The sequence below is a fragment of the Glutamicibacter sp. AOP12-B1-11 genome (assembly GCF_052379245.1).
Classification (GTDB): Bacteria; Actinomycetota; Actinomycetes; order Actinomycetales; family Micrococcaceae; genus Glutamicibacter.
Genome location: NZ_JBQSYL010000029.1, coordinates 38,367 through 59,871 on the forward strand (window position 1 = coordinate 38,367; position 21,505 = coordinate 59,871).

Here is a 21,505-nt window from a genome sequence, read left to right on the forward strand (position 1 = left end):
CGCTGGGTCATGGCTCTGCTGGCTTGCGTGGACCGTTCGCTGGCATCAATAGGCAGTTCAGCCCGTTGGCATCTAGTCCCGTGGGTGGAGCCACTAATGCCGAGATCTCCCTTTGCCGGGCGAGGCGAAGCCGACTATCTGGCTTGTACCGTAGATATGGTGGCGACACCTAGCAAAGTACGCATGAACGAAGGAAAAGAATGAAAATTTCCCAGAACACGAAGACGAAACGAATCTCGAAAATTCTCGGGGCATGTTCATTGCTTGTTGTCTTGGGTCTATCGGCCACCGCCTGCGGCATGGTTGAGTCCTTCGGCAGACAGACCGCGGATGCCTGGAGCGTCACCTACGAAGTGTCGGTGACCGGGGGAACCGTCAATGGCATTGATGACGTGAAGTACCTGGAGGCACCGACTCGAGGCGAAGTTTCCAGTGAGACCGCGGTTGGCGAGGTGGCGACAACAAATGATCCGGCAAAAAAGCGGAGCGCCACATGGCAGGAATCGGTCATGGTGACGGCCGAAGAAGAAGCCGGAGTCTCAGCCGCCCCACGTGCCGGAGCCACAGCCACCTGCCGAGTCCTGCTCGATGGCGTCAAGGAAATCGCGGCGGTCACCGGGGAGCCCGGAAAGCCGGTGGAATGTGTGGTTAGCACGCCGGCCTTCGCCAAAAAATAGCAGGACCGCACCAGCCATTGGCCGATCCGCCGAAGATGGCCGCCGCCCGAAGATCCCAGCCGCAGGGCGCGCAAGTCGTGCAGTTCTAGAATAGGAAGAGACCAAGGTCAACTACTTCCAAAACGTTGCACTGGCGCCATATTGCACACGAAACCTGAAAGTAGGACCCGGACGATGAAGGAACCCTCGGGAGCCGGTGAAACGGACCAAAGCGCCGGCCCCGCAACGCGTGGTTCGGACCGGTCCGGGCAAGGCCGCGGACGGTTGGCTGCGCCTTCGGCTCTTGGGCTCATCTCCCATGGGCTGCGCCTGGGGCATGCGCACACTCTGCGTTATCTCGCCGTCATCATCACCCTGCAGTTGGTCAACGCACTGGCCGTGATCCCCGGGGTCAAGGCGCTGTTTTCCCTGGCGTTGGAATCCTGCGGGCTGACGAACCTCACCGATCGCAATTTGCCGGTGATGCTTGCGGACCCGAGCGCCGTCTTATTGCTCCTTTTGATCGCCGTCCTGGTGCTGCTTGCGATGGGCCTGCAGTTCTCTGCCCTCATCGTCATGGTCAATCGACAGCAAGCCGGCCTGCCGCCAACCATGCGCGGCATAGCCAGCGAGACCTGCAGCGCCTTGGGCCGCTTTGCCCGGTACCCCTCGCCGCTGCTCATGGCCTACCTATTCGTGGTGCTTCCGCTCGGTGGGCTCGGCCTGTCTTCCGTGCTCATCCAAGGCATCGATATCCCGCCGTTCATCACCCGGGAGTACCTGAAGACACCACTGAGCGGCAGCTTGTACGCCGCCATCATCGGCGCAGTGATCTACCTCAATCTGCGCCTGATGCTGACGCTGCCAATGTTCGTGGTGGGCCGGCGACGGCCCTATCGTGCGATCGTCGAGAGCCTGCGTGCCACCCGGCGGACTTTCTGGCGCTCCGCGGCGCTGCTGGGTGTTCCGGTGCTGGCTTCCGCCCTGTTGATGTCATTTATCGTCGAGTTCCTGGTGTGGGGCTCGGCCGCCGCTGGCGGATTCCTGGAGCCCGAAGGGGCGGCCTGGGCCGCTTCGCTCGGCATCGGTGTTGGCCAGGGCCTGGGATTCCTGGTCATTGGCGCGACGACCGTGGTGATCATCCAGGTGCTCGTGGCAGCTACCCGGTCCCGGCTCGGGCTGCCAGATAATTTGGCCAGCTTGCGGGAACCGGCGCCCGCCATTGGGTCAAGGCTGTTCCGTGCGATGGGAGCCGCGGCTGCCTGCGCACTGGTGCTGGCCGGAAGCGTGAATGCGGCCCCGGTTATGGCCGGCACCTTTTCGCGTGCCGCCGACACCGCCATTCTGGCGCACCGTGGATTCTCCGGCGGCGGAGTGGAAAACACCATCGGCGGGTTGGAAGCCGCCGCAAAGCTGCAGCCGGACTACGTCGAGGCAGATTTCCAGGAGACCAAAGACGGCCACTTCGTGGCCAGCCACGATACCAATCTGCTGGTTGTCGCCGGACGCAACGAGAACATCTATGACATGAGCGTTGCCGAGGTCACCGCCGTGACCCAATCCGTGGGAGGGTTCACCGGCAAGATTCCCACCATGACCGAGTACCTGAACCGGGCAGCGGAACTGCAGATCCCGCTGCTGGTTGAACTCAAGGTGACCGGGCATGAGTCCGCCGGCTACCTGGATCGTTTCCTCGCCGAGGTGGATGCAACGGGGAGTGCCGAGGCGAATATCTATCACTCGCTGGATCCAGAAGCCGTGCGCGAGATCAAGCAGCGCCGCCCGGAGCTGCAGGTGGGGCTGACGATTGCCATGAGCATCGGAGCCATACCCGACGTCGCAGCCGACTTCATCGTCGTGGAACAGGCCTCCTTCAATCCAGCGGTGCTGCGCGCGGCTCAAGCCGAAGGCAAACCGGTCTTTGTCTGGACGGTTAATGACGAGGCGACCATTCGCGAACTATTGAGCCTCGGAGTGGACGGCATCGTGACCGACAGCGTAGATATTGCCTTGCACGACAGGGAACTGGTCTCCAGCAGCCCGCGCTCCGCCTACCGGGTGGGGGTAGCCCTGGCCCACCTGGATCTGTTCCGGTAGCCAGAACCCCCACCGGGCCAACCCGGGTGGGCCTGCCCGGCCAACGGCGTATCAGACGCGGATCGCGTCGACGATGCGTACCCGGGCGGCCACCAGGGCGGGCAGGACGCCGGTCAACGCGCCGACGGCAATGGACACGCCCATGCCCAGCAGCGCGGCCTGCACCGGGAACCCGGGCATCTCATCCAGCCCGGTGGCCATCACGGCATTGATCAGCTTCGGGTTTGAGACCAGGGCCACGGAGATCAGCACCCCGAGCCCGCCGGCCACGGCGGTGGCCACCACGCTTTCCATCATCACCGAGAAGAACACCCGACCGGTGGTGGCGCCGAAGCTGCGCCGGATCCCGACCTCGCGGATCCGCTGCTTCATCGTCACCATGGCCACGTTGAGCAGGCTCAGCGAACCCAGCAGCAAAATGATGCCGGCGATCGAGCTGACCACCAGGGCGAACTGCTTCAGGGACTCGTCGTTGCCCCAGGCCAAATAGTCCTGGCGCTGGGAATCGACGACGTAGCCGGGAAGTTCCGCCTGCATCTGCCGGGCGAAATGACTGGCCAGTTCCTCGGAGCCCTCGATGGGCACCCACATGGCATAGCTGACATCGCTGAGCGGGGCGGCGGCCGCGAACCAGTGCTCGTAGGTCTCGGGCAGCATCCACATTTGCCCCATCGATCCGTAGCCCCGTGTGGAGGTGGCGCCGATGACGGTGACCGAAACGTCGCCGCCGAGGCCGCGCAGCTCGATGGTCGCCGGCAGCGTGCCCTCTTCCATGCCCAGCGCGCTGAGCGTGGTCTTGTCCACGACCACCGCGGGGGAGAGGTTCTGCGCGTCGGCGTCCTCCAGCCAGCGTCCGTGCTGGGCGAAGATCCGGTGCATCGGGCCATAGTCCGGGTCGACCACCTGCATCTCGGTATCCACCGACAGGCCCTGGCGGACCGCCTGCGTCCCGAAGGTGCGGCCGATCAGCGAGGTGTACTCGATCTTGAAGCGCTCGCTGGTTTTCTCGAAGGCCGCGGTGATCTCAGCGGAGCTCTGCGGCGGTCCTTGGCTGGCGGGGTCCATGGCGTAGGTGCTGATCATCGCCGGACGCCCGTTGCGCTCGAGCTGTTCGGTCATCAGCTGCTGGGCCATTTGCGCTCCGGCCACCGCGGTGGTCAGCGAGGCCACCGCGATGGTCACCCCGATCAGCGAGAGCAGCACCCGCAGCCGGTGGATGCGCAGCTCCTGCCAGGCCTCGAGCAAGGCGGCGAAGAATCCGGTGAAGATGCGGGCCAGGGTGTTCATCGCGCGGCCTCCTGGTCCAGCGGATGCAGCCGTCCGCCGTCGAGGCTCAAGCGCTCGCGGGCCAGCGCCGCAACATTGGAATCGTGGGTGATGGTGATCAGCGCGGCGCCGGATTCGACGGTGGCCGCATCCAATAGCTCCATCACCGCGCGGCCGGTGGCCACGTCCAGCGCGCCGGTGGGCTCATCGGCGAGCACCACGCGCGGGCGGCGGACCAGGGCGCGGGCGATGGCCACGCGCTGCTGCTCGCCGCCGGACAGGGTCTGCGGCATGGAATCGAGCCGGGCGCCAAGCCCCACCCGGTCCAGCGACTCGGCGGCCAGCCTGCGGCGTTGCCAGAAGTCGCGGCCGCTGGAGTACATCAGCGGCGCCATCACATTCTCCAGCGCGGTGCGTCCGGGCAGCAGGTTGAACTGCTGGAAGACAAAACCCAGGTCCCGGCCGCGGGCCGCGGCCGCCTGCCGGGCGCTGAGCTTCGTGGCGTCCTTTCCCCGCCAGGCCAGGGCGCCGGAGGTCGGCCGGTCCAGCAGTCCGAGGATGTTCAGCAGCGTGGACTTCCCGGTGCCCGAGCGCCCGACGATGGCGATATGGTCGCCCTCGGTGACGGTCAGGTCGATACCGGACAAAATGCGCAGTTCGCTGTCATCGGGCAGCCGGACGCTGCGGGTGACGTTCTCAAGCTTCAGCAGCTGAGCAGAACTCATCAGGGGTACATCTCCATTCCCGGGCCTTCAGCCGGCTCGGGAGCGGAGCCCGGAACGTAGCGCAGCACCTCGGCTCCGGCCTCCAGCCCGGAAGCCACCTCGACGACCTTGCCGTCGGTGACCCCCAGCTGCACCTCGGTGCGGATCTCCTTGCCGTTCTCGTCGAGCAGCCACACGGCGCCGCTGCCGACCAGTCCGCGGACCGCGGTGACCGGTACGGTCAGCACCTCTTCGGCGGTTCCGGCTTCGATGTCCATGGCCATGGACAGCCCATCGAAGACGACGGTTTCCGCCGGAACGTCACAGGAAATTTCGCTGCCCGAGGCGCTGGAGCCCTGCCCTTCGGCGGATATCGGACCCATCCCCGGGTCCAGCTCCTGCTCCGGTGAATCGGCGTCCACCGTGGCCGAGGCGGTATCGCCCACGCTCAGATCCTTGCAGGTGAAGGGCTCGGGCCCGCCCTCGATGGTGATCGTGGCTTCGAGAGTTCCATCCATGAGCCGGTAGCGGTCCAGCGGGCTGATCGCCCCGACCGCCTTGAAGTGCTGCGGTTGCACCTTGGCCAGGTCGGCGCCCTTGGTGACCTCGTCGTCGAGCTCGATGGCAAATTTGCCGACCTTGCCGGTGGCCGGGGCGTACACGTCGTGGTAAGTCACCACGGGCTCGGCGGCCTGCACCGGTTCCTCCTCGGTGGAGGATTCTTGATCGGACTCGGTGGTCTCGGCGGCTTCGGGTTGGGTTTCGGCGCGGATCTGGAAGATCCGGTCGCCCTTGCTCACGTGGTCACCGGGTTTCACGAAGGCCCAGTTCACTACGCCGTCGAGCGGGGCGTTCAGCGGCTGCGCCGCATCGAGCTTGATGCTCCCGGAAATCGACAGGGTGTTCTCCACGGTGCCAGTTTCCACCATGATTGTTTCGGCCGGCACCTCGCCGGTGGGATATAGCTGGTCCTCGGCGGCCGAGCTGCTGCCGGTGAAGGCGAGCTTGACGAGGCTGACGGCGACGAGGACGCCGATCAGCAGCCAGGCGGAAGGAAGGATGAAGCGGCGGAATATGCGGCGTTGGCTCATGCAGTAACTCTTTTCACCATTCAATGAATAGCAAAGCGTCCAGCAAATACCAAGCTTATTTGGGCAATAATCCCATCTTTAACCGAAAATGTTGGATTTTTACCGTACAGGTCAGCTACGACCTGCTTCTGGAGTAAAAGTTCTGTGCCGAGCTGCTCCTGGTCTCGCTGATGCTGGTGGCCGCCGTCTTCGAATTGGATGCGGCCCTTGGCATGTTCGCCGCCGGGATCCTGGCCAACGCGGTGCTCAAGGAGGTGAAGGCCGAGTATGCCGCCGAGGTGATGGACAAGGTGGAAATCGTGGGATTCAGCTTTCTGATCTCGGTATTCTCCGTGACCAGCGGCGTGAATTTCAACCTCGCGCCGCTCAGAACGCTGAGGCCCGCGGCCGCCCGCGGGATTCTCTCCGAGGTGACCGCTTCCGTGAGGGTCACCGGCGCGCTGACGGTCTTGATCTTTCCAGCGGCCGCCAAGCGGCTGGGGCGCTGACCGGGTGATTTGCCCAGGACCTTCAAGACTTCGAGCAATCGCGCACCGCACGCGTACCCGATTCGACGTAAGGTAGTTGCACCAGCGCGAAGTAATGAGTTTCGAGCATTGAGCAGTATGATGCTTGACTTGTGTTTTTAGCCTGTCCAACATTCAGCCAAGATTTGAGGAGCACCCGTGCGCCCCAGCCTCCCCCGCCGGTCGGCATCTGCCCGTTCACCCAAGCTCATAGTCGCCGCAAGCCTGGCTGCGACACTATTGCTGGCCGGATGCGGGTCGGACTACCCGTTGGGCGAAGCGCAGCGGAATGCCGCGGAGGGCAATACCTCGAATCTTGAAGGCACGCTGACCGGAGGCGGATCCACGGCGCAGAACTCCGCCATGAATGCCTGGACCACCGAATTCGCCACGCTGCACCCCAAGGTCCAGGTGCAGTACGCCTCGGTGGGCTCCGGCGCCGGGCGCGCCGGGCTGTTGGCCGGCGGCACCGAATTCGCCGGATCCGATGCGTACCTCAAGGAAGAAGAGATCCAGCGCTCGATCGAAACCTGCGGCCCGCAGGGCGCGATCAACATCCCCGCCTACATCTCCCCGATCACCATCGCCTTCAACCTGCCCGGGATCAGCGAGCTGAATATGGACGCAGAGACCATCGCCAGGATCTTCTCCGGCGAGATCCGCTCCTGGCAGGATCCCGCCATCACCGCGCTGAATCCGGGGGTGGAACTGCCCGATGTTCCGCTCACCGGGGTGGCCCGTGCCGATGACTCGGGAACCACCGAGAACTTCACGGAGTACCTGCACAGCGTTGCCCCCGAAGCCTGGGCCCATGAGCCCGATGGCGGCTGGCCGGATGCGACCGGCCTGGAAAAGGCCCAGGGCAACGCCGGCGTGGTGACCACGGTGACCCGTGCGGTGGGCGCGGTGACCTATGCCGATGACTCCCTGGTCGATGAGAACCTGGGCAAGGTGAAGCTGAAGGTCGGCGGCGAATTCGTGGCCGTCAGCGGCGAGGCCGCGGCCCTGGCCGTAGCCGAATCCGAACGCGCCGAAGGCCGCAAGGAGCACGACATCGCGCTGGAGCTGGACCGGAAAACCACCGCCGAGGGCGCCTACCCGCTGGTGCTGGTCTCCTATCTGCTGTTCTGCAGCAGCTATGCTGATGCGCAGACCGTGGAACTGGCCAAGACCTTCGGCCAATACGTGGTCAGCGACGAGGGCCAGAAGGTGTCCGCCGACTCGGCCAAGAGTGCCCCGATGCCCGAGCAGCTGGCCGAAGAAGCCCGCACCGCCATCGACTCGATCACCGCCGGCTCCTAGCCGCGGCGGCCTCGCTTACCCCGGGGCCGGCAGCGCGCGGGAATCGGCAACGCCGGGCCGGTGATCCTGCGGTGCCGTGCCGCCGGCACACGAGCGGACTGGAGCCGTTCCACCCCGAAGCACGCTGGCTTCCCGGGCGCCAGCGTGCTGTTGCAGCCCTTGTAGGACTATAAATACAAGCCTAATATCGGGGCTAGGGAGTCGTTCCAAGTCCGGCGCCGAGCGCCCGGATATGTGCAGGAAAATGCTCCCAGACACTCGCTATATCGAGGAGGAGCAATGACTGCAGCAGCTTCCGCATCGGGGCGTATGACGCCGGAGCAGAAAAGGGTCGCCGGTGCGACAATGGTGGGAACCACCGTGGAGTGGTACGACTACTTCATCTATGCCAATGCCGCGGCGCTGGTGTTGGCTCCGCAGTTCTTCACGCCGGCCGAAGGGTCGCTCGGTTCGATCATCGCCTTCGCCACCGTCGGCATCAGCTTCCTCTTCCGCCCCTTGGGGGCCGTGGTCATGGGCCGGGTTGGCGACCGCTATGGCCGCCGCGCGGTGCTGATCACCACGCTGATCATGATGGGCGTGGGCACCACGCTCGTTGGCCTGCTGCCAACCTACGCAACCATTGGCGTCTGGGCCCCGATTCTCTTGATCTTCCTGCGCATCGTCCAGGGCTTCTCCGCCGGCGGCGAGTGGGGCGGGGCCGCGCTCATGGCAGTGGAGCACGCCCCGGACAATGCCCGCGGAAAGTTCGGCGCCTTCCCGCAGCTTGGCGTTCCGGCGGGCATGCTGCTGGCCTCGGCGGTCAGCGCGATTATCGCCGCGGTGCTCTCCGCGGAGCAGTTCATGGCCTGGGGCTGGCGCATTCCCTTCCTGCTCAGCTTCGTGCTGATCCTCATCGGCCACTACATCCGCGTGAAAGTCCAGGAGTCCCCGGTCTTCCACGAGCTGGAGAAGACCAAGCAGACCGAGACCGCCCCGCTGTCCACGCTGTTTCGCAAGCACCCGAAGAAGGTCATCCAGGCGACCCTGGTGTTCATGGGCAACAACACCGCAGGCTACATGCTCACCGGCGGTTTCATTCTCGGCTATGCGACAAACAAGCTGGAACTGAACGCCGGAGACATCCTCAATATCATCACCATCGGTTCGGTGGCCTGGCTGATTTCCACCTGGTTCGGCGGCGTGCTTTCGGACAAAATCGGGCGCAAGAAGATGTTCATCATCGGCTGGGTGCTGTTGCTTGCCTGGCTCTTCCCGCTGTTCTTGCTCATCGAAACCGCGAACCTGGCTTGGGTCACCGTGTCCTTGGTGGTCTTCGGCGCCTTCATGGGCTTCTCCTACGGGCCGCTGCCGGCGCTCTACGCCGAGCTCTTCCCGGCGCGCATTCGACTTAGCGGCGCCTCGATCAGCTATGCGCTGGGTTCGGTGGTCGGCGGCGCGTTCGCGCCGACCATTGCCGCCGCGCTGGTGGGCAAGTTCGATACCACCGTGGCGGTATCCACGTACCTGTTCATTTGGGTGGCCACCTCGCTGCTCGCGACCCTGACGCTGAAGGACCGCACCGGAGCGGACCTGTATCCCCAGGATGGGGACACCGAGAACGTTGATCTTGGAAAGCGGAATGAGACCGGCCCGGAAAACCTCTGAGCTGAAAGCGGTCCCTATTCTCGGGTGAAAGTATCCGCGGCCGCGCCGTCGGTGGCCGGATCTTCCAGATCCGCTCCGCCGATGGCTTGCTCTTGCCACTGGGTCGCGCGCCAATTTCCGGGGGAGCCCTCGAGGATGATGGCCCCGGTGTTGGATACCGAATGCTCCGCGGAGAACGCGGCGTCCAGGTTCTCGCACCGGGCTGCGGCCCAGACGCGGATGATGGCCCCATGGGTGAAGAGCGCCGCGGTCTGCACACCGGAGGCTGCCGCCTCGGCCACGGCTTCATCGAAGCGTGCCAATTCGGATGCGCCGTCCGGACCGCCGCCGGGCATCGGGGTTTCCAGCTGTCCGTCGGCCCATCCGAGGGCGACGGACAGGTAGGTCTGGACGGACTGCGGGTCGTTGGCCATCTCCAGCGCGCCGGCGGAGATCTCACGCAATCCGCTGCGCACGGCGACCTCCAGTCCCAGGGCGTCGGCCAGCGGAGCCGCAGTTTGCTGGGTGCGCACCAGGTTCGAGGCGTAAATGGCCTCGATGCCGGTTTCGCCAAGCAGGGCCACCAGGGCTTCGGCCTGCTGCTGCCCGAGCTCGGTCAGCGGCGCTCCCGGTTCCGCCGTGTCGAGGTGGTGCCCGACGTTCGAAGGTGTTTGTCCGTGGCGAATGAGGAAAAGGCGCATGGGATCATTGTGCCCATTGCGGCGATGCCTTGGGTAGTGCGCCACGCGTTGAAGGCTCTTGGGCGTCATAGCGGCGGTGCTCATTTATGGCGGCGGCTGGTGGGTATCCTAGGCGTGCTGGATCGAGTTCAGCGGCGAGTTCTTGGGCAGCAGAACCATGACCATCGCCAAGCCCAGCGTCCCGAAGAACGCGCTCACCCACCAGGTGGAATTCCATCCGCCGGTGAGGACCACCAGCCAGGCGACGAGCATCGGCCCGGTGAAGTTTCCGATATTGAATATCTGTTGCATGAGGCCCATGGCGGCCGGGGCCGAGCCGCCCTCCGGTGCCAGATCAACCGCCAAGCGCGTCATCGTGGCCGGAACGGCGGCACCGCAGAGCGAGAACAGCCCCACGCAGAGCACCTGAACGAGCACCAGCGATGCCGGGTAGTCGATCGCGAAGGTCAATAGGGCCATCACGGCCATGACCGCAAAGGAGGCCAGCAGCATTTTCTTGCCGGCGATTCCGCGGTGCAGCAGCAGCCCGGTGATAATCGCTCCGAGCGCGTTCAGCCCGCCGACTACCGCCGAGAATAACCCGCCGAGGATTGGCGACAGTCCGTCTTCACGGAAAATGGTGGGCAAGAATCCGACGATTGCCATCCACTGCACGGTGTAGCAGCCGAAGATGATGCCGCTGATCCAGATGCGGCCGGAAGCTGCGGTCACCACGATTTTCCTCAAGGCTTCCTTGGCGCTGGTGCCTCCGCCCGGGGCAGAGGCGGAGACGAACTTGAGAATCAGCAGGATCGGGAGCACGGTCAGCACCGCAAGAATGAACCACCAGCTCTGCCAGGAGATGAAGCGCAGGGCAACCGCTGTGCCTAAGACGCCGAAGAAGGTGGCGATACCCATGAAGGCGGCCCACCAGCCCACCGCCAAATTCATGCGTTGCAGCGGCGCATGGGCGCGCACCAGGCCGGGGCCCATCACGCTGCACATGATCACCCCGGCCCCCTCGATAATTCGCGTGCCCAGCAGCATCCCGGCGTTGGGGGAGAAGGAGCCCAGCGCCGAGCCGAGAATGAGCAGGAGCAGGCCGAGGATCATGATTTTTCGCTGAGAATAGATTTCGGCGAGTAGCGACATGGCCAAGCCGCCGAGCATGCCGGCGACCTGGACCACCCCCAGCAGCACGCCGGAGAGGATCAACGAGATATGCAGCTCCTCTTGCAGCACCGGAAGCGCCGAAGGGAGCTTCCAGATATGCAAGGCCGCCATAATGCCCGCAAAGACCGTTGTTATCCAGGCCGCATCCGTGCGCTGATGCGCGATAGCCGGGGTGGGTCCTGTCGCCATGCCACGTCCTTCCACGCTGGATCACGCGCAAAAAGTTCCGTGATCCGAGACATACGCATGGATTCTTTCATGCTCCGCCGCATCAGGCGCCTTTGTAACGCTTGATGTTGCACCGTGCACGGCCAGGCGGGGCCGGATTGCGCCATTACGCGCCTGCCTGGTGGCCGTCGGGAGTGTGCGGCGGCCTGTGGTGAGCCAAATGAATTCGTCATTGACCGGCAACCTGGGATATTGACAATCATCGATGTATTGCCGAAGATTAGATATCGATAGTCATCGATGTCTAGCGACGTACGTGTTGATGGTTAAGCGAGATGGACCATGCTCTTCCAGAGCTGACGAGTTTGCCGTGGGTGTTTTTTATGCCGCCGGTGTCAAAAACGCCTTGGATAAATCACCGATCTTCACAAAGTTGCTGCGTAGCGATGAGTTGCCAGCTGAGAAAAAGGAATAGGGCAGTTCACATGACTTGGACACCGAACGACACCGATCCCACCAAGGACACCCACGTATTGGGCCGGATGTCCGAGCATTTAGCCGAACGCTACGCGGGCACGTTCACTCCCGAGATGATAGAACGCTATGTCTTCGAGTCGTATGCCACCTTGGGGCGTACCGCACGTGTGCGGACCTACCTGGCGGCCATTGCCACCCGCTTCGCCGATGACAGACTGCGCGCGCTCGCTCAATCCATGGGCAGCATTGCCAAGGACAATCCACAGGTATTATTCGTTTGCGTGCAAAATGCCGGGCGTTCGCAGATGGCCGCCGCATTGCTCGCGGAAGTATCCGGCGGGCGGGTGGAGGTCCGCTCCGCGGGCTCGTTGCCCGCCGGAGAGATTCAGCCATTGGCGGTGGAGCTGCTCAAGGAACACAATATTAGCTTGGAAGATGCGTTCCCCAAGCCGCTCACCGATGACGTGGTGCGAGCCGCCGACTATGTCATCACGATGGGGTGCGGTGACACCTGTCCCATCTATCCAGGCAAGCAATACCTGGACTGGGACGTCGCCGATCCGCAGGATATGACGCTTGACGAGGCGAGGGGAATCTACGCCGACATTGAGCATCGCGTGACCGAGCTCTGGGAACGCATCCAATCCTCCTAAGCAGCCGGACCGTCGCGGCCGCATCGCGCTATGCTCCCGAAATGCCTGCCGGTGCAGGTTCCGCGGTCTTGGCCATGGCTCGGACCGGCTTTTGCGGCGCGCGCCGCATCCCGGCCACGGCCACCGCGCATACGGAGGTCAGTACCAAGGCAATCGCCGGGGTGAGCGTGGTCCACGGGGCACGCTCCACGTAGCCGATTCCTTCGGCGAGCAGCAGGCCCCACTCCGGCATGGGCGGCTGCGCGCCGAGACCCAGGAAGCCGAGCGCGGCAAGCGCTAGGGCAACGCCGGGAAGGCGCAGCATGCCGTGGCGCAGCAGCGCCGGAAGCGTTGCGGGAAGAATATGCCGGGTGAAGATCTCGAAGCGTGACATCCCGGCCAGCGGAAGCCAGCGGATGTGGCCCATGGCCCGCGCCTCGTCGATCAGCGAGGCGGCATGCGCGGTCAGCGGCGGCCAGGTAACCCACAGCACCGCAAGCGCGGCTCCGCCGACGGAGGGGCCCATCAGCGCCGCAATGATCACCCCGGCAAGAATCGGCGGCGTGGCATTGGCGATTTCTGCCGGGCCGCGGGAGATGTCGCCGAGCACCGCCAGCAGCAGGCCGATGATGATGGCGCACAAGACGATCAATACCGCGGGGGTGATCGTCCCGAGCGTTCCGTGGGCAACCCGCGCAAGCAGATCGCGTCCGCTGGAATCCGCGCCGAAGGGCAAGGAGAGGCTCAGCGCGGCCAGCCGCTGGTGCTCGATCGCATAGGGGTCCCGGGGCAGGCCGAAGGCGAGGATCGCCAGCAGCGCGGAGCAGGTAATTATTGCGGTGAAGCGTGCGATCCGCCCATCGCCGCGCGCCTCGGGCGCCGGAGGCAGTGAGCCCGGTGGAAGCGGTCCGCCGCGCAACCAGCGCCTGGCCAACGCGGTGAGGGTGCCGATGGGCACCGCGGCCCCCGCCATGAGCAGCACCCCGGCCTGCAGGGCCGGGATGTCCTGGGCATTGGCCGAACCGAGCAGATAGCGGCCGAGTCCGGGAATCGCGAATACCTGTTCCACGGCCACCGCGCCGCCGAGCAGGCCGATGAACACCAGACCCAGCTGATCGATGGTTGTCGCGGCCGCCCGGCGCAGCACCCCGGACAGGATGACCGGGGCGCCGGCTCCGGCCAGACGCCAGACGTTCACCCAGGGTTCCTCGCCGGCCCCGGAGATCGCATCCGCGAGCAAGCGTCCGAGCAGGCCTCCCGCGGGGATGCCAAGGGCAAGGGCCGGGAGGATGGCGGTCTCGAGGCCGGTCCAGCCGTAGGGCGGCAGCCAGCGCAGCTGCACCGAGACGATGACCAGCAGGATGCTTGCCAGCAGGAATTCGGGCAGTGCGGTCAGCGCGACGCCGACCGGCCCTGAACCGCGGTGCTCCAGGCCGCGCAGCGCACGCACCGCGGCCGGGGCGATCAGGCAGCTGGTGACGAGCAGCGCAACGATGATGGCGAAGGCGGTGAGCGTGGCGGAGACGGATACCGCCTGCCACACGCCCGGACCGATTTCGGCCCCGCTGACCCAGGAATTGCCCAGATCCCCGCGCAGCACCGCGGACCACCAGCGCAGGCTGGAGGCCAGCGGGCCGCCATCGAGCCCCAGCTGCTCACGGATTGCCGCCAGGGCTTCGGGCGTGGGCTCCAGTTCTGCGTAGCGCGCCCGCAGCACCGCGGCGGCCGGGTCGGTACGCGAGAGCCAAGGCAGGGCGCCGGCAATCAACAGCAGCACCACGCCGCTGAGCAGGCGTGAGACCAGGGAAAGCAGCTTGTTTTGCCGCCCGCCGGGACGTCTGTTTTTCATCGGGCAGTTGCCTTACTCGGCGCCGAGCCGGGTGGTGGCGGTGATCAGCTGGCGCTCGCGCGGATCCCGTGAGGCATCCTGAAGGTCAGGAACTTCGCCCTGGATGACACGTTCGTGCAGCAGCGGAATTGCGGCATCGGTGCCCAGAATCCTGGCTTCGGCCAGCATGATCTGGTGCTGGCGTTCTTTGCCGGCTTCGGTTTCCGCGGCGGTCTCGATCCCCTGGTCAACTTCCGTAGAGCAGAGCTGGGAAATGGCGAAGCCGCCCTCGCAGCTGAAGTCCGAGGCGAAGTAGGCCACCGGATCCCCGGAGTCCAGCACGGTGGCACGGGAGAGGATGAATGCGTCAAATTTGCCGTCGAGGGCATCGGCTTCGATGTACTGGTATTCGCGCACATCTTGGCTCACCTCGAACCCGGCGGCTTCCAGCTGCTGTTCCAGCAGCACGGCGACCTCGGGAAGCTCCGCCCGATCGGTGAAGGTGCCAAGATTGATCTTCACGCCCTTCACCTTGGCCGGTTCCGCCCGGCCTGCCAGCAGCTGCTGGTAGTCGGCATCTTGGCGGTAGCCGGCCGCGTAGGGCAGGGCCGGGCCCAAGAGGCCGTCGGCGAGATCGGCCCGGTTCTCATAGACCGATCCGACGATGGCGGCGCGGTCGATGGCCTCGCGTGCCGCGGCGCGCACGGCCGGATCCTTAAATGGCCCCTGCTCGGTATTCAGATAGAGCGTATTGGTGCGCGGCATCGGCACTTCGGTGAGCAGTTCCTGATCCACCGAAGCGGCCTGCCCCGCCGGGATCGCCTCCACCACATCGGCTTCCCCGGTGCGCAGCGCCGCGGCACGGGCGGTTCCGTCGGGGACGAACTTCACGTCGATGCCCGAAGCCTTGGCCGCCTCGCCCCAGTAGTCATCGAAGCGGTCCAGGGTGGCTCCGGAGACGCCGTCTACGGCCACAAGCTGGAACGGTCCGGTTCCCGTGCCCAGCGGGTTCACCCCGGATTCCGTGTAGGCGGCCGCGTCAAAGATGGCCAGCTGCGGGCTGGAGAGCCGCTGGGGCAGCAGCGGGTCCGGGTCTGCGGTGGTGATGCGAATGCCTTGCTCTCCGTGGGCTTCCACGCTCAGCGGCGTGCCGTTCAGGATGCGCGGTACCGGGGTGGAGTTGATCGCGCGGCGCAGCGAGTTCACCACCGATTCTGCGGTCAGCGGCTGCCCGTTGTGGAAGCTGACCCCTTCACGAATGCTGAAGTTCCAGATCAGCTCTCCTTCACGGGTCCACTCGGTGGCCAGTCCAGCTACCGCGTCACCGGCATCATCCAGGTTGACCAGGGTTTCCGCGGCGGACCAGCGGGAGAGCTTAAAAGCGTCGTCGCTGAGCGGGCTGAGCCCGGAACGCGGCGGCTGCATATGCGCCACGGAGATGCGGTCCGCGGCGGCTTCTCCGGGGCTGGCAGTGGAAAAGCACCCGGTGAGCGTGAGTGCACCAACCAGGGGGAAGAGCATCAGTGCGAGGGATCTGGAACGTGGTCGAATCATAGGTTGTCTATTCCTTGGCTAATTGAGGCGATTTTGGTTGGGTGCACAGATGCGCACCGTGCGCGAACACCGCGCGGCAAGCTGGGGGTCATGGGTTACGAGAAGCAGCGCCACACCCGAAAGGGCTATGGTCGCGAGCAGGTCGGCGGATACCGCACACGCAGTCTGCGGATCCAGGGCGCTGGTCGGTTCGTCGGCCACGAGCACCGCCGGGCGCACGGCCAAGGCCCGGGCAAGGGCCGCACGTTGCGCTTGGCCGCCGGAAAGCTGGCTCGGACGCCGCCCGAGCAGCGCCGGGTCAAAATGCGCGAGCTCGGTGGCTTGCGCTATCAGATGCTCGGCGGATTCACCTGGCAAGAGCCGCTCGATGGCATGTGCCATTGACCGGCGAATCGTCCAGCGCGGCACCAGAGCGGCCGCCGGATCTTGCGGAACTCCCTGCACCAGCCGGCGCCGCTGCGCGCAGACTAGCTTGTGCGGTGCGGCCCACTCGTGGCCCTGGACATTGATCTGGCCGGAGGATGGTGCGCGCAACCCGAGGACCATCTCGGCGAGCGTGGTTTTTCCGGATCCAGAGGCGCCCACTACGGCGATTGATTCACCGGCCGAAATCTCAAAAGTTGTCGGAGCGAGCACCTGCCGCTCCTTGGCGCCGCGCCCGTAGGTTGCGCTGACCTGCGCTACTTCCAGTACGGCCCGGCTCATGGCCGTGCTCGTTCCATGGTGGGCCCGGCGAGCTGGCAGATCTTCCCGGATTCCAGCGCGAGTCGACGAGTCGCCAGCGCAGTGGCTACCGCAGGATCGTGCGTCACCACCACGAGCGTCTGCCGAGCGGTGATGACACGGTCAAGCAGGGCCAGGGTCTGGTCCCGCGATTCGTGGTCAAGGGCACTGGTCGGTTCGTCGGCGAGAATCAGCGGAGCATCGCTGAGCACTGCCAGCGCGACCGCAGCGCGTTGCGCCTGCCCGCCAGATAGTTCCGCGGGCCTGCGCTGGCTCAGTGCCGGGTCGGTCAGCCCCACGGCGTTCAGTGCCTCGTGGACCTGGCCGGCGTTTTTTCCGGTGACCTTGCGCAGCTGCCGCCCCAGCGGGAGAAGCGGGTGCAGAGCATCGAGCCCGCGCTGCGGAATGAATCCGATGCGGGTGAAATTCGCCGTGCGGGTGCCGGTGAAAGCCAAGCCCGCGGCCCACCGTCCGGTGAGCGTGGCCAGCAGCAGGGACTTGCCGCTGCCGGAGGGGCCGGTGACGACAATGCGCTCGCCGGGGAACAGCGCAAGCTCATCGATTTCGAGCAGGGACTGCTGAGTTCTTGCAGCGACCACGCGGGCGTTTTTGAGGCGGATCAGTGGGTCGGATGGCGCAGCGAGCAGGGTGATGGGCTGTTGCCCAATCGCGTGGCCATCTGTGGCGTGCTGAGCGAGGGTGCTCTTAACTGTCATAATGAGAATGATTATCACTTAGATTAGACTATTGGCGCAAATCCTGCGTGGGCCCGCCGGGCAGCATTGCCTGCGGATCAATTGCTTGGGGACCGGCCGGCGACGCGCTCAGTGAATCCAGGAGAGGGCCGGGACCGTTCGGCAAGGCGTAGTTTCTGCAGGTATTCGTGGAATTTAGCGGTGGGCAGCAAGCCGAAAACGAAAATCGACACTGAAACGTGCGTTATGCCAGCCAGTTCCGATCTTCCATGTTTAGACTTGCCAAACTGGGTAGCGGTGGAGGTCACACCGCATTCATTTTGCCGAGCACTTGTCAGCAGGATTTGTCACCGCCCGAATGCGAGTAATGATCATGGATAGTGTAGGAACTTTGAGTCCGTTCAACTCACCAACGGTGAAACTGGACAGGCTTTTTGGCACGCCTCGTGTTGAGGTTTTTGCAAAACTGGATTTGCTGCAGCTCTCCGGGAGCACCAAGGAACGCACCGCCGGTAGCCTGGTCGATGCCTTCATGCGATCGGGCCAGCTGCAGGCCGGCGGCATGGTCGTCGAGTCGACATCCGGAAATCTGGGCATCGCCTTATCCAGGCAGTGCGTGGTGCGCGGGATCAAATTCGTGGCCGTCGTCGACGAGAACGCCAATAAGTCGGCGTTGGAGATCATGCGCGCCTACGGTGCCGAGGTTGATCTGGTGCTTGACCCGCCGGACGGGAACAAGCTCGCGGCCCGCCGCCGCCGGGTAGCGCAGCTGCTCGCCGACAATCCGGGCGCCGTGACAACGAACCAGTATGGTTCACCGCATAACCCCGAGGCGCATTATTCAACCACCATGCCTGAAATCATGGAAGCGATGGACGGGCGCCTGGACATGCTCTTCGTTGCAACGAGCACCACCGGCACTCTTCTCGGCTGCCAGCAGTACGTGCGTGAGCATGGCCTGGCCACCGAGCTGGTGGCCGTGGACGCGCTGGGTTCGGTGCTCTTCGGCGGCGACTCCGGCAACCGGCGGCTACCCGGACTCGGGGCAGGGATTGTCCCGGCGCTGGCCCTCCAATCCGAACCAGATCGAGTGTGCCGAATTCCGGAGATCCAGATGGTCCGCGGCTGCCGGCGGCTCGCTCGGCGCGAAGGGATTCTCGCCGGAGCGTCAACCGGTGCGATTGTCTCCGCCATGGACCAGCTGCTCCCGGAGATTCCGGATGGTTCACGCATCGCCTTCTTGGTCCATGACTCCGGGGTGCCCTACCTGCAAAGCGTGTACAACGATGACTGGGTCCGCGACAATCTGGGCGAGGAACCGGAGCTGGATACCTCGCAGTCGTTGGAAGATTCTTCGGTCCGATGACCCGCATTGCCATGATTGGCGGCGGCCCGAAGTGCCTGTTCGCGTTGCTTGAACTCAACGATGCATTGACAAGCGTTCAGGAAATTCCGGTTCGGGTTGACGTTTATGATCCTTATCCGCCGGGGGCCGGCAGGGTCTGGAATACCGGCCAGCCGCGTGAGCTGCGGCTGAACGTCAATTCCCGCATTATCGATGCGTCTTCCACCCTGTGTCTGCAGAGCTTCGATCAGTGGCGGGCCGTTAGCGGCGAAAACGCTGGAGGGGAGGACACCTACCCCGCGAGAGCCCTGGTCGGGGAGTACTTGCGCGAGCAATTCGAGCGGCTCGTCGAAGACGGGTGCCTGAACCTGGCACACCGGCCTTCGGTGGTCACGGGGATCGTGCGCCAGGGAGCGCAGTGGGAAGTTTTCTCCGAGCAAGGATCCGAACTCTACGATGAGGTGGTGCTCGCGACCGGGCACGGGCTCGCCGGATACCGTTCGGAAGGCATGCTTGGCGGGGCGCTCAGCGCGGCGCAACTGACGGCTGAACGCGAAGCCGATGCCATGGGCAAGGTGCCGCCGGGAAGCAAAGTTCTCATTCGCGGCGCGGCACTGACCGCCTATGACGTGGTCCTGGCCCTGACCGAAGGGAGGGGCGGGCGCTGGGAACAGTTCACCCGCAACGGGCTCGCCGCGGTGCGCTATCTTCCCGGTGGGCAAGAACCTGCACGCATCACCATGACCTCGCGTAGCAATATCCCGATGAGCCCCAAACCGCAGCGCGTTCCAGGGCCGCTGCGCGAGGTACTGGATGATTTCCGAACGTATATTCGCCAATGGGGCGTGGCGAACGCAGCGCAAAGTACCAGAGCCGCAGGCCAACCCGAAGCCGATCTGGATGCGCTGTGGCAGATCCTGCTGGCTTGCGCAAGGCAGTGCGCGCAGCGAAGCGGCATCAGTGCCTCCGCCACGGAACTGTTCAACACCGTCCTAGCCGGACAGTCCGAAGCGATGTCGGCCATCAATTCTCCCGCCGAAAAGCTGCGTGCGAGCCTCCGGGCCAACCGCGGAGTGGATCCTGCCACCCACGAATGGATCTGGTCCATCCTCTGGTCAGGACTTTATGCGCAGTTGGTTCCGGCGCTGTCGAGAATCCAGTGGCGTACCGAGGACCGCGAGCGGTTCAACCGCCTGGCCGCAAATCTCGAACGCATGGCTTTCGGACCTCCCGAACCCACCGCATTGAAGCTCTTGGCACTGTTTGACGCGGGAGTACTCCAGCAAGAGCCATCCGCCGATGCCGTAACTGCAGAGGCAATCGTGATCGATGCGGTGACCGCACCGGCCGGGGTGCTCAGCGGCCCGGCACCGGAGGGTCGTCCCGCACATTCCTTGTTCGGCAGCCTGCTCGCCAACCAAGAAATCCAGATCCGCCGCGCAGAACGCGGGCTGCTGACGGACACCGACGGCACCTGCCTGAACGCCCGAGGCGAACGGAGCGAGTCGCTGGCTGCCCTGGGCAGGCCCACCGAAGACCCCACGCTGGGCCATGACACCTTGAACCGAGTCCTGCACCCGGAATACCGGGCTTGGGCTCAACGAATAGCAACGAAGATTACCTCCGCAAGCCAGAAAGTAGCTCCCTGATGCCACCACTGATGCACGGAACCGCTCCGCTCACCGCTCGTCTGGAACCTTGGATGGAACGGCTCGTGGCCGACCCGGTGCTATGCCAAGAATTGATCGAAGAGCACGGCTCGCCGTTGAACCTCCACGATTTTGCGCCGATGAGCCGGAATATCGGTGAGCTGCGCCAAGCCGCGGAGGAACACGGGATCGATTTCCAGATCTATTTGGCGCGCAAGGCAAACAAGACGATCGGCGCCATCGACCAAGCCGCAGCCGAGGGTTGCGGGGTCGACGTGGCGAGTTTCAACGAACTCGACCAGTGCCTGAAGCGAGGGATCCCGGCAGAGATGCTGATCGTCACGGCCGCGGTCAAGTCACCGGCACTGCTCACGTTGGCGGTGGACAACGACGTGGTGCTGAGCCTGGACAATGTCGACGAGACGCTGGATCTGCTGGATATCGCAGAGCGGTCCGGGCGCCGAGTTCGGGTCGCGCTGCGCCTCGCCTCGACGAACCCAAGGATTGCTCCCACCCGTTTCGGGCTCCAAGCCGCGCGGTGGCTGGACTTTCTCGGCTTTGCGGACCGAACCGCAGGCTTGGAGGTGTGCGGCATCCATTTCCACCTCAACGGGTACAGCGGAGAGCAGCGGGCCTTGGCGTTGGCCGAATCGTTGCGGCTCATCGATGTGTTGCGGGAGTTGGGCCATGCCCCGCAATTCGTGGACATGGGCGGCGGGATCCCGATGTCCTATCTGGATGATGCCGCGCAGTGGACCGGTTTCTGGGAGGAGCTTGCCCCTTTGCCTACCGGGGATGAATCCTTGACATGGAAATCCGACCGGCTGGGCGCCACGGGTGCCGAGCCAAGCGGCTCGGTGTATCCGTACCACCAGAAGTTGATCCGCGGAGAATGGCTGAATCAAGTTCTTGCAAGCCATCCGGAAGGCGGGAATGAATCCGTAGCGCAGATGCTCAAAGAACGCGGCATTCAGCTGCGCTGCGAACCAGGTAGGACGCTGCTGGACGGCTGCGGGATGACGCTTGCCCAGGTGGCTTTCGTCAAAACCCGCAGCGATGGGCTCCCGCTAGTGGGCCTGCATATGAACAGAACGCAATGCCGCTCAACGTCGGCGGACTTCCTGGTGGATCCCTTGCTCCTCCATACAGGAACGGCCCGAGGCGAGCGCGTCGCGCTCAGCGCGTTTTTGGTGGGGGCCTATTGCATCGAGGAAGAGCTGATCCTGCGGCGTCGATTCGAATTCCCGCAGGGCGTGGCCGCCGGGGACCTCGTGGCTTTTCCCAATACCGGCGGATATCTCATGCACATCATCGAGAGCGGATCCCATCAATT

18 protein-coding genes are annotated in these 21,505 nt (G+C 64.6%); 9 read left to right on the forward strand and 9 right to left on the reverse strand.

The window, feature by feature from the left end:
• The first annotated feature begins 200 nt into the window (after positions 1-200).
• Both ACT3UQ_RS15960 and ACT3UQ_RS15965 read left to right on the forward strand, forming a co-directional pair.
• Positions 201-677 carry a hypothetical protein gene (locus ACT3UQ_RS15960; RefSeq protein WP_444637512.1) on the forward strand — a complete coding sequence of 159 codons (477 nt, stop codon included), beginning with the start codon at positions 201-203 and terminating at the stop codon, positions 675-677.
• A 174-nt stretch (positions 678-851) separates the two neighbouring features.
• Positions 852-2,753 (forward strand): glycerophosphoryl diester phosphodiesterase membrane domain-containing protein, encoded by a 1,902-nt coding sequence (locus ACT3UQ_RS15965; RefSeq protein ID WP_444637513.1) that lies wholly within the window; start codon positions 852-854, stop codon positions 2,751-2,753.
• Between the two features lie 51 nt (positions 2,754-2,804).
• On the opposite strand, the gene ACT3UQ_RS15970 is transcribed toward ACT3UQ_RS15965, so the two are convergent.
• The 3 genes from ACT3UQ_RS15970 to ACT3UQ_RS15980 are packed head-to-tail and all read right to left on the reverse strand — an operon-like array spanning position 2,805 to position 5,814.
• On the reverse strand, positions 2,805-4,040 hold the full coding sequence (locus ACT3UQ_RS15970; protein WP_444637514.1) for an ABC transporter permease: 1,236 nt from the start codon (positions 4,038-4,040) through the stop codon (positions 2,805-2,807).
• Complete coding sequence (locus tag ACT3UQ_RS15975; RefSeq protein ID WP_444637515.1) at positions 4,037-4,744, reverse strand: ABC transporter ATP-binding protein; 708 nt, start codon at positions 4,742-4,744, stop codon at positions 4,037-4,039. Before ACT3UQ_RS15975 ends, ACT3UQ_RS15970 begins: the two co-directional genes overlap by 4 nt.
• Positions 4,744-5,814, reverse strand: coding sequence for an efflux RND transporter periplasmic adaptor subunit (locus tag ACT3UQ_RS15980; protein ID WP_444637516.1), 1,071 nt, complete (start codon positions 5,812-5,814; stop codon positions 4,744-4,746). The genes ACT3UQ_RS15975 and ACT3UQ_RS15980 overlap by 1 nt, the downstream gene beginning before the upstream one ends.
• A 170-nt stretch (positions 5,815-5,984) precedes the next feature.
• Between ACT3UQ_RS15980 and ACT3UQ_RS15985 the strand changes: the two genes are divergently transcribed.
• The 3 genes from ACT3UQ_RS15985 to ACT3UQ_RS15995 all read left to right on the forward strand — a co-directional run bounded on the left by ACT3UQ_RS15985 (position 5,985) and on the right by ACT3UQ_RS15995 (position 9,269).
• Entirely contained in the window at positions 5,985-6,302 is a 318-nt protein-coding gene (locus ACT3UQ_RS15985) for a hypothetical protein (RefSeq protein ID WP_096288395.1), read from the forward strand.
• Between the two features lie 177 nt (positions 6,303-6,479).
• Positions 6,480-7,622 (forward strand): phosphate ABC transporter substrate-binding protein PstS, encoded by a 1,143-nt coding sequence (pstS, locus tag ACT3UQ_RS15990; RefSeq protein WP_096288397.1) that lies wholly within the window; start codon positions 6,480-6,482, stop codon positions 7,620-7,622.
• A gap of 279 nt (positions 7,623-7,901) precedes the next feature.
• Positions 7,902-9,269, forward strand: coding sequence for an MFS transporter (locus tag ACT3UQ_RS15995; RefSeq protein ID WP_096288399.1), 1,368 nt, complete (start codon positions 7,902-7,904; stop codon positions 9,267-9,269).
• 14 nt (positions 9,270-9,283) lie between these two features.
• Here the strand turns inward: ACT3UQ_RS15995 and ACT3UQ_RS16000 are convergent, their stop codons facing one another.
• Together ACT3UQ_RS16000 and ACT3UQ_RS16005 are read right to left on the reverse strand one after the other, a co-directional pair.
• Complete coding sequence (locus tag ACT3UQ_RS16000; protein ID WP_096288464.1) at positions 9,284-9,949, reverse strand: histidine phosphatase family protein; 666 nt, start codon at positions 9,947-9,949, stop codon at positions 9,284-9,286.
• Between the two features lie 108 nt (positions 9,950-10,057).
• A complete protein-coding gene (locus ACT3UQ_RS16005) occupies positions 10,058-11,290 on the reverse strand; it encodes an MFS transporter (RefSeq protein WP_444637517.1) in 1,233 nt (410 codons plus the stop codon).
• A gap of 464 nt (positions 11,291-11,754) precedes the next feature.
• Between ACT3UQ_RS16005 and ACT3UQ_RS16010 the strand changes: the two genes are divergently transcribed.
• On the forward strand, positions 11,755-12,399 hold the full coding sequence (locus tag ACT3UQ_RS16010) for an arsenate-mycothiol transferase ArsC (protein ID WP_096288403.1): 645 nt from the start codon (positions 11,755-11,757) through the stop codon (positions 12,397-12,399).
• Between the two features lie 28 nt (positions 12,400-12,427).
• On the opposite strand, the gene ACT3UQ_RS16015 is transcribed toward ACT3UQ_RS16010, so the two are convergent.
• From ACT3UQ_RS16015 to ACT3UQ_RS16030, 4 genes are read right to left on the reverse strand one after another with little or no spacing between them, the layout of a single operon-like run.
• On the reverse strand, positions 12,428-14,227 hold the full coding sequence (locus tag ACT3UQ_RS16015) for an ABC transporter permease subunit (protein WP_444637518.1): 1,800 nt from the start codon (positions 14,225-14,227) through the stop codon (positions 12,428-12,430).
• Positions 14,228-14,239: 12 nt separating this feature from the next.
• Positions 14,240-15,760 (reverse strand): ABC transporter substrate-binding protein, encoded by a 1,521-nt coding sequence (locus ACT3UQ_RS16020; RefSeq protein ID WP_444637519.1) that lies wholly within the window; start codon positions 15,758-15,760, stop codon positions 14,240-14,242.
• A gap of 18 nt (positions 15,761-15,778) precedes the next feature.
• On the reverse strand, positions 15,779-16,465 hold the full coding sequence (locus ACT3UQ_RS16025) for an ATP-binding cassette domain-containing protein (protein WP_444637520.1): 687 nt from the start codon (positions 16,463-16,465) through the stop codon (positions 15,779-15,781).
• A complete protein-coding gene (locus tag ACT3UQ_RS16030) occupies positions 16,462-17,199 on the reverse strand; it encodes an ATP-binding cassette domain-containing protein (RefSeq protein ID WP_444637521.1) in 738 nt (245 codons plus the stop codon). Before ACT3UQ_RS16030 ends, ACT3UQ_RS16025 begins: the two co-directional genes overlap by 4 nt.
• A 346-nt stretch (positions 17,200-17,545) precedes the next feature.
• Between ACT3UQ_RS16030 and ACT3UQ_RS16035 the strand changes: the two genes are divergently transcribed.
• From ACT3UQ_RS16035 to ACT3UQ_RS16045, 3 genes are all read left to right on the forward strand, one after another.
• Positions 17,546-18,544 carry a pyridoxal-phosphate dependent enzyme gene (locus ACT3UQ_RS16035; RefSeq protein ID WP_444637522.1) on the forward strand — a complete coding sequence of 333 codons (999 nt, stop codon included), beginning with the start codon at positions 17,546-17,548 and terminating at the stop codon, positions 18,542-18,544.
• Positions 18,541-20,172, forward strand: a complete 1,632-nt coding sequence (locus tag ACT3UQ_RS16040) for an FAD/NAD(P)-binding protein (protein ID WP_444637523.1) — start codon at positions 18,541-18,543, stop codon at positions 20,170-20,172. The genes ACT3UQ_RS16035 and ACT3UQ_RS16040 overlap by 4 nt, the downstream gene beginning before the upstream one ends.
• The coding region (locus tag ACT3UQ_RS16045; protein ID WP_444637524.1) for an alanine racemase at positions 20,172-21,505 on the forward strand (1,334 nt) is incomplete at its 3' end. The genes ACT3UQ_RS16040 and ACT3UQ_RS16045, both read left to right, overlap by 1 nt.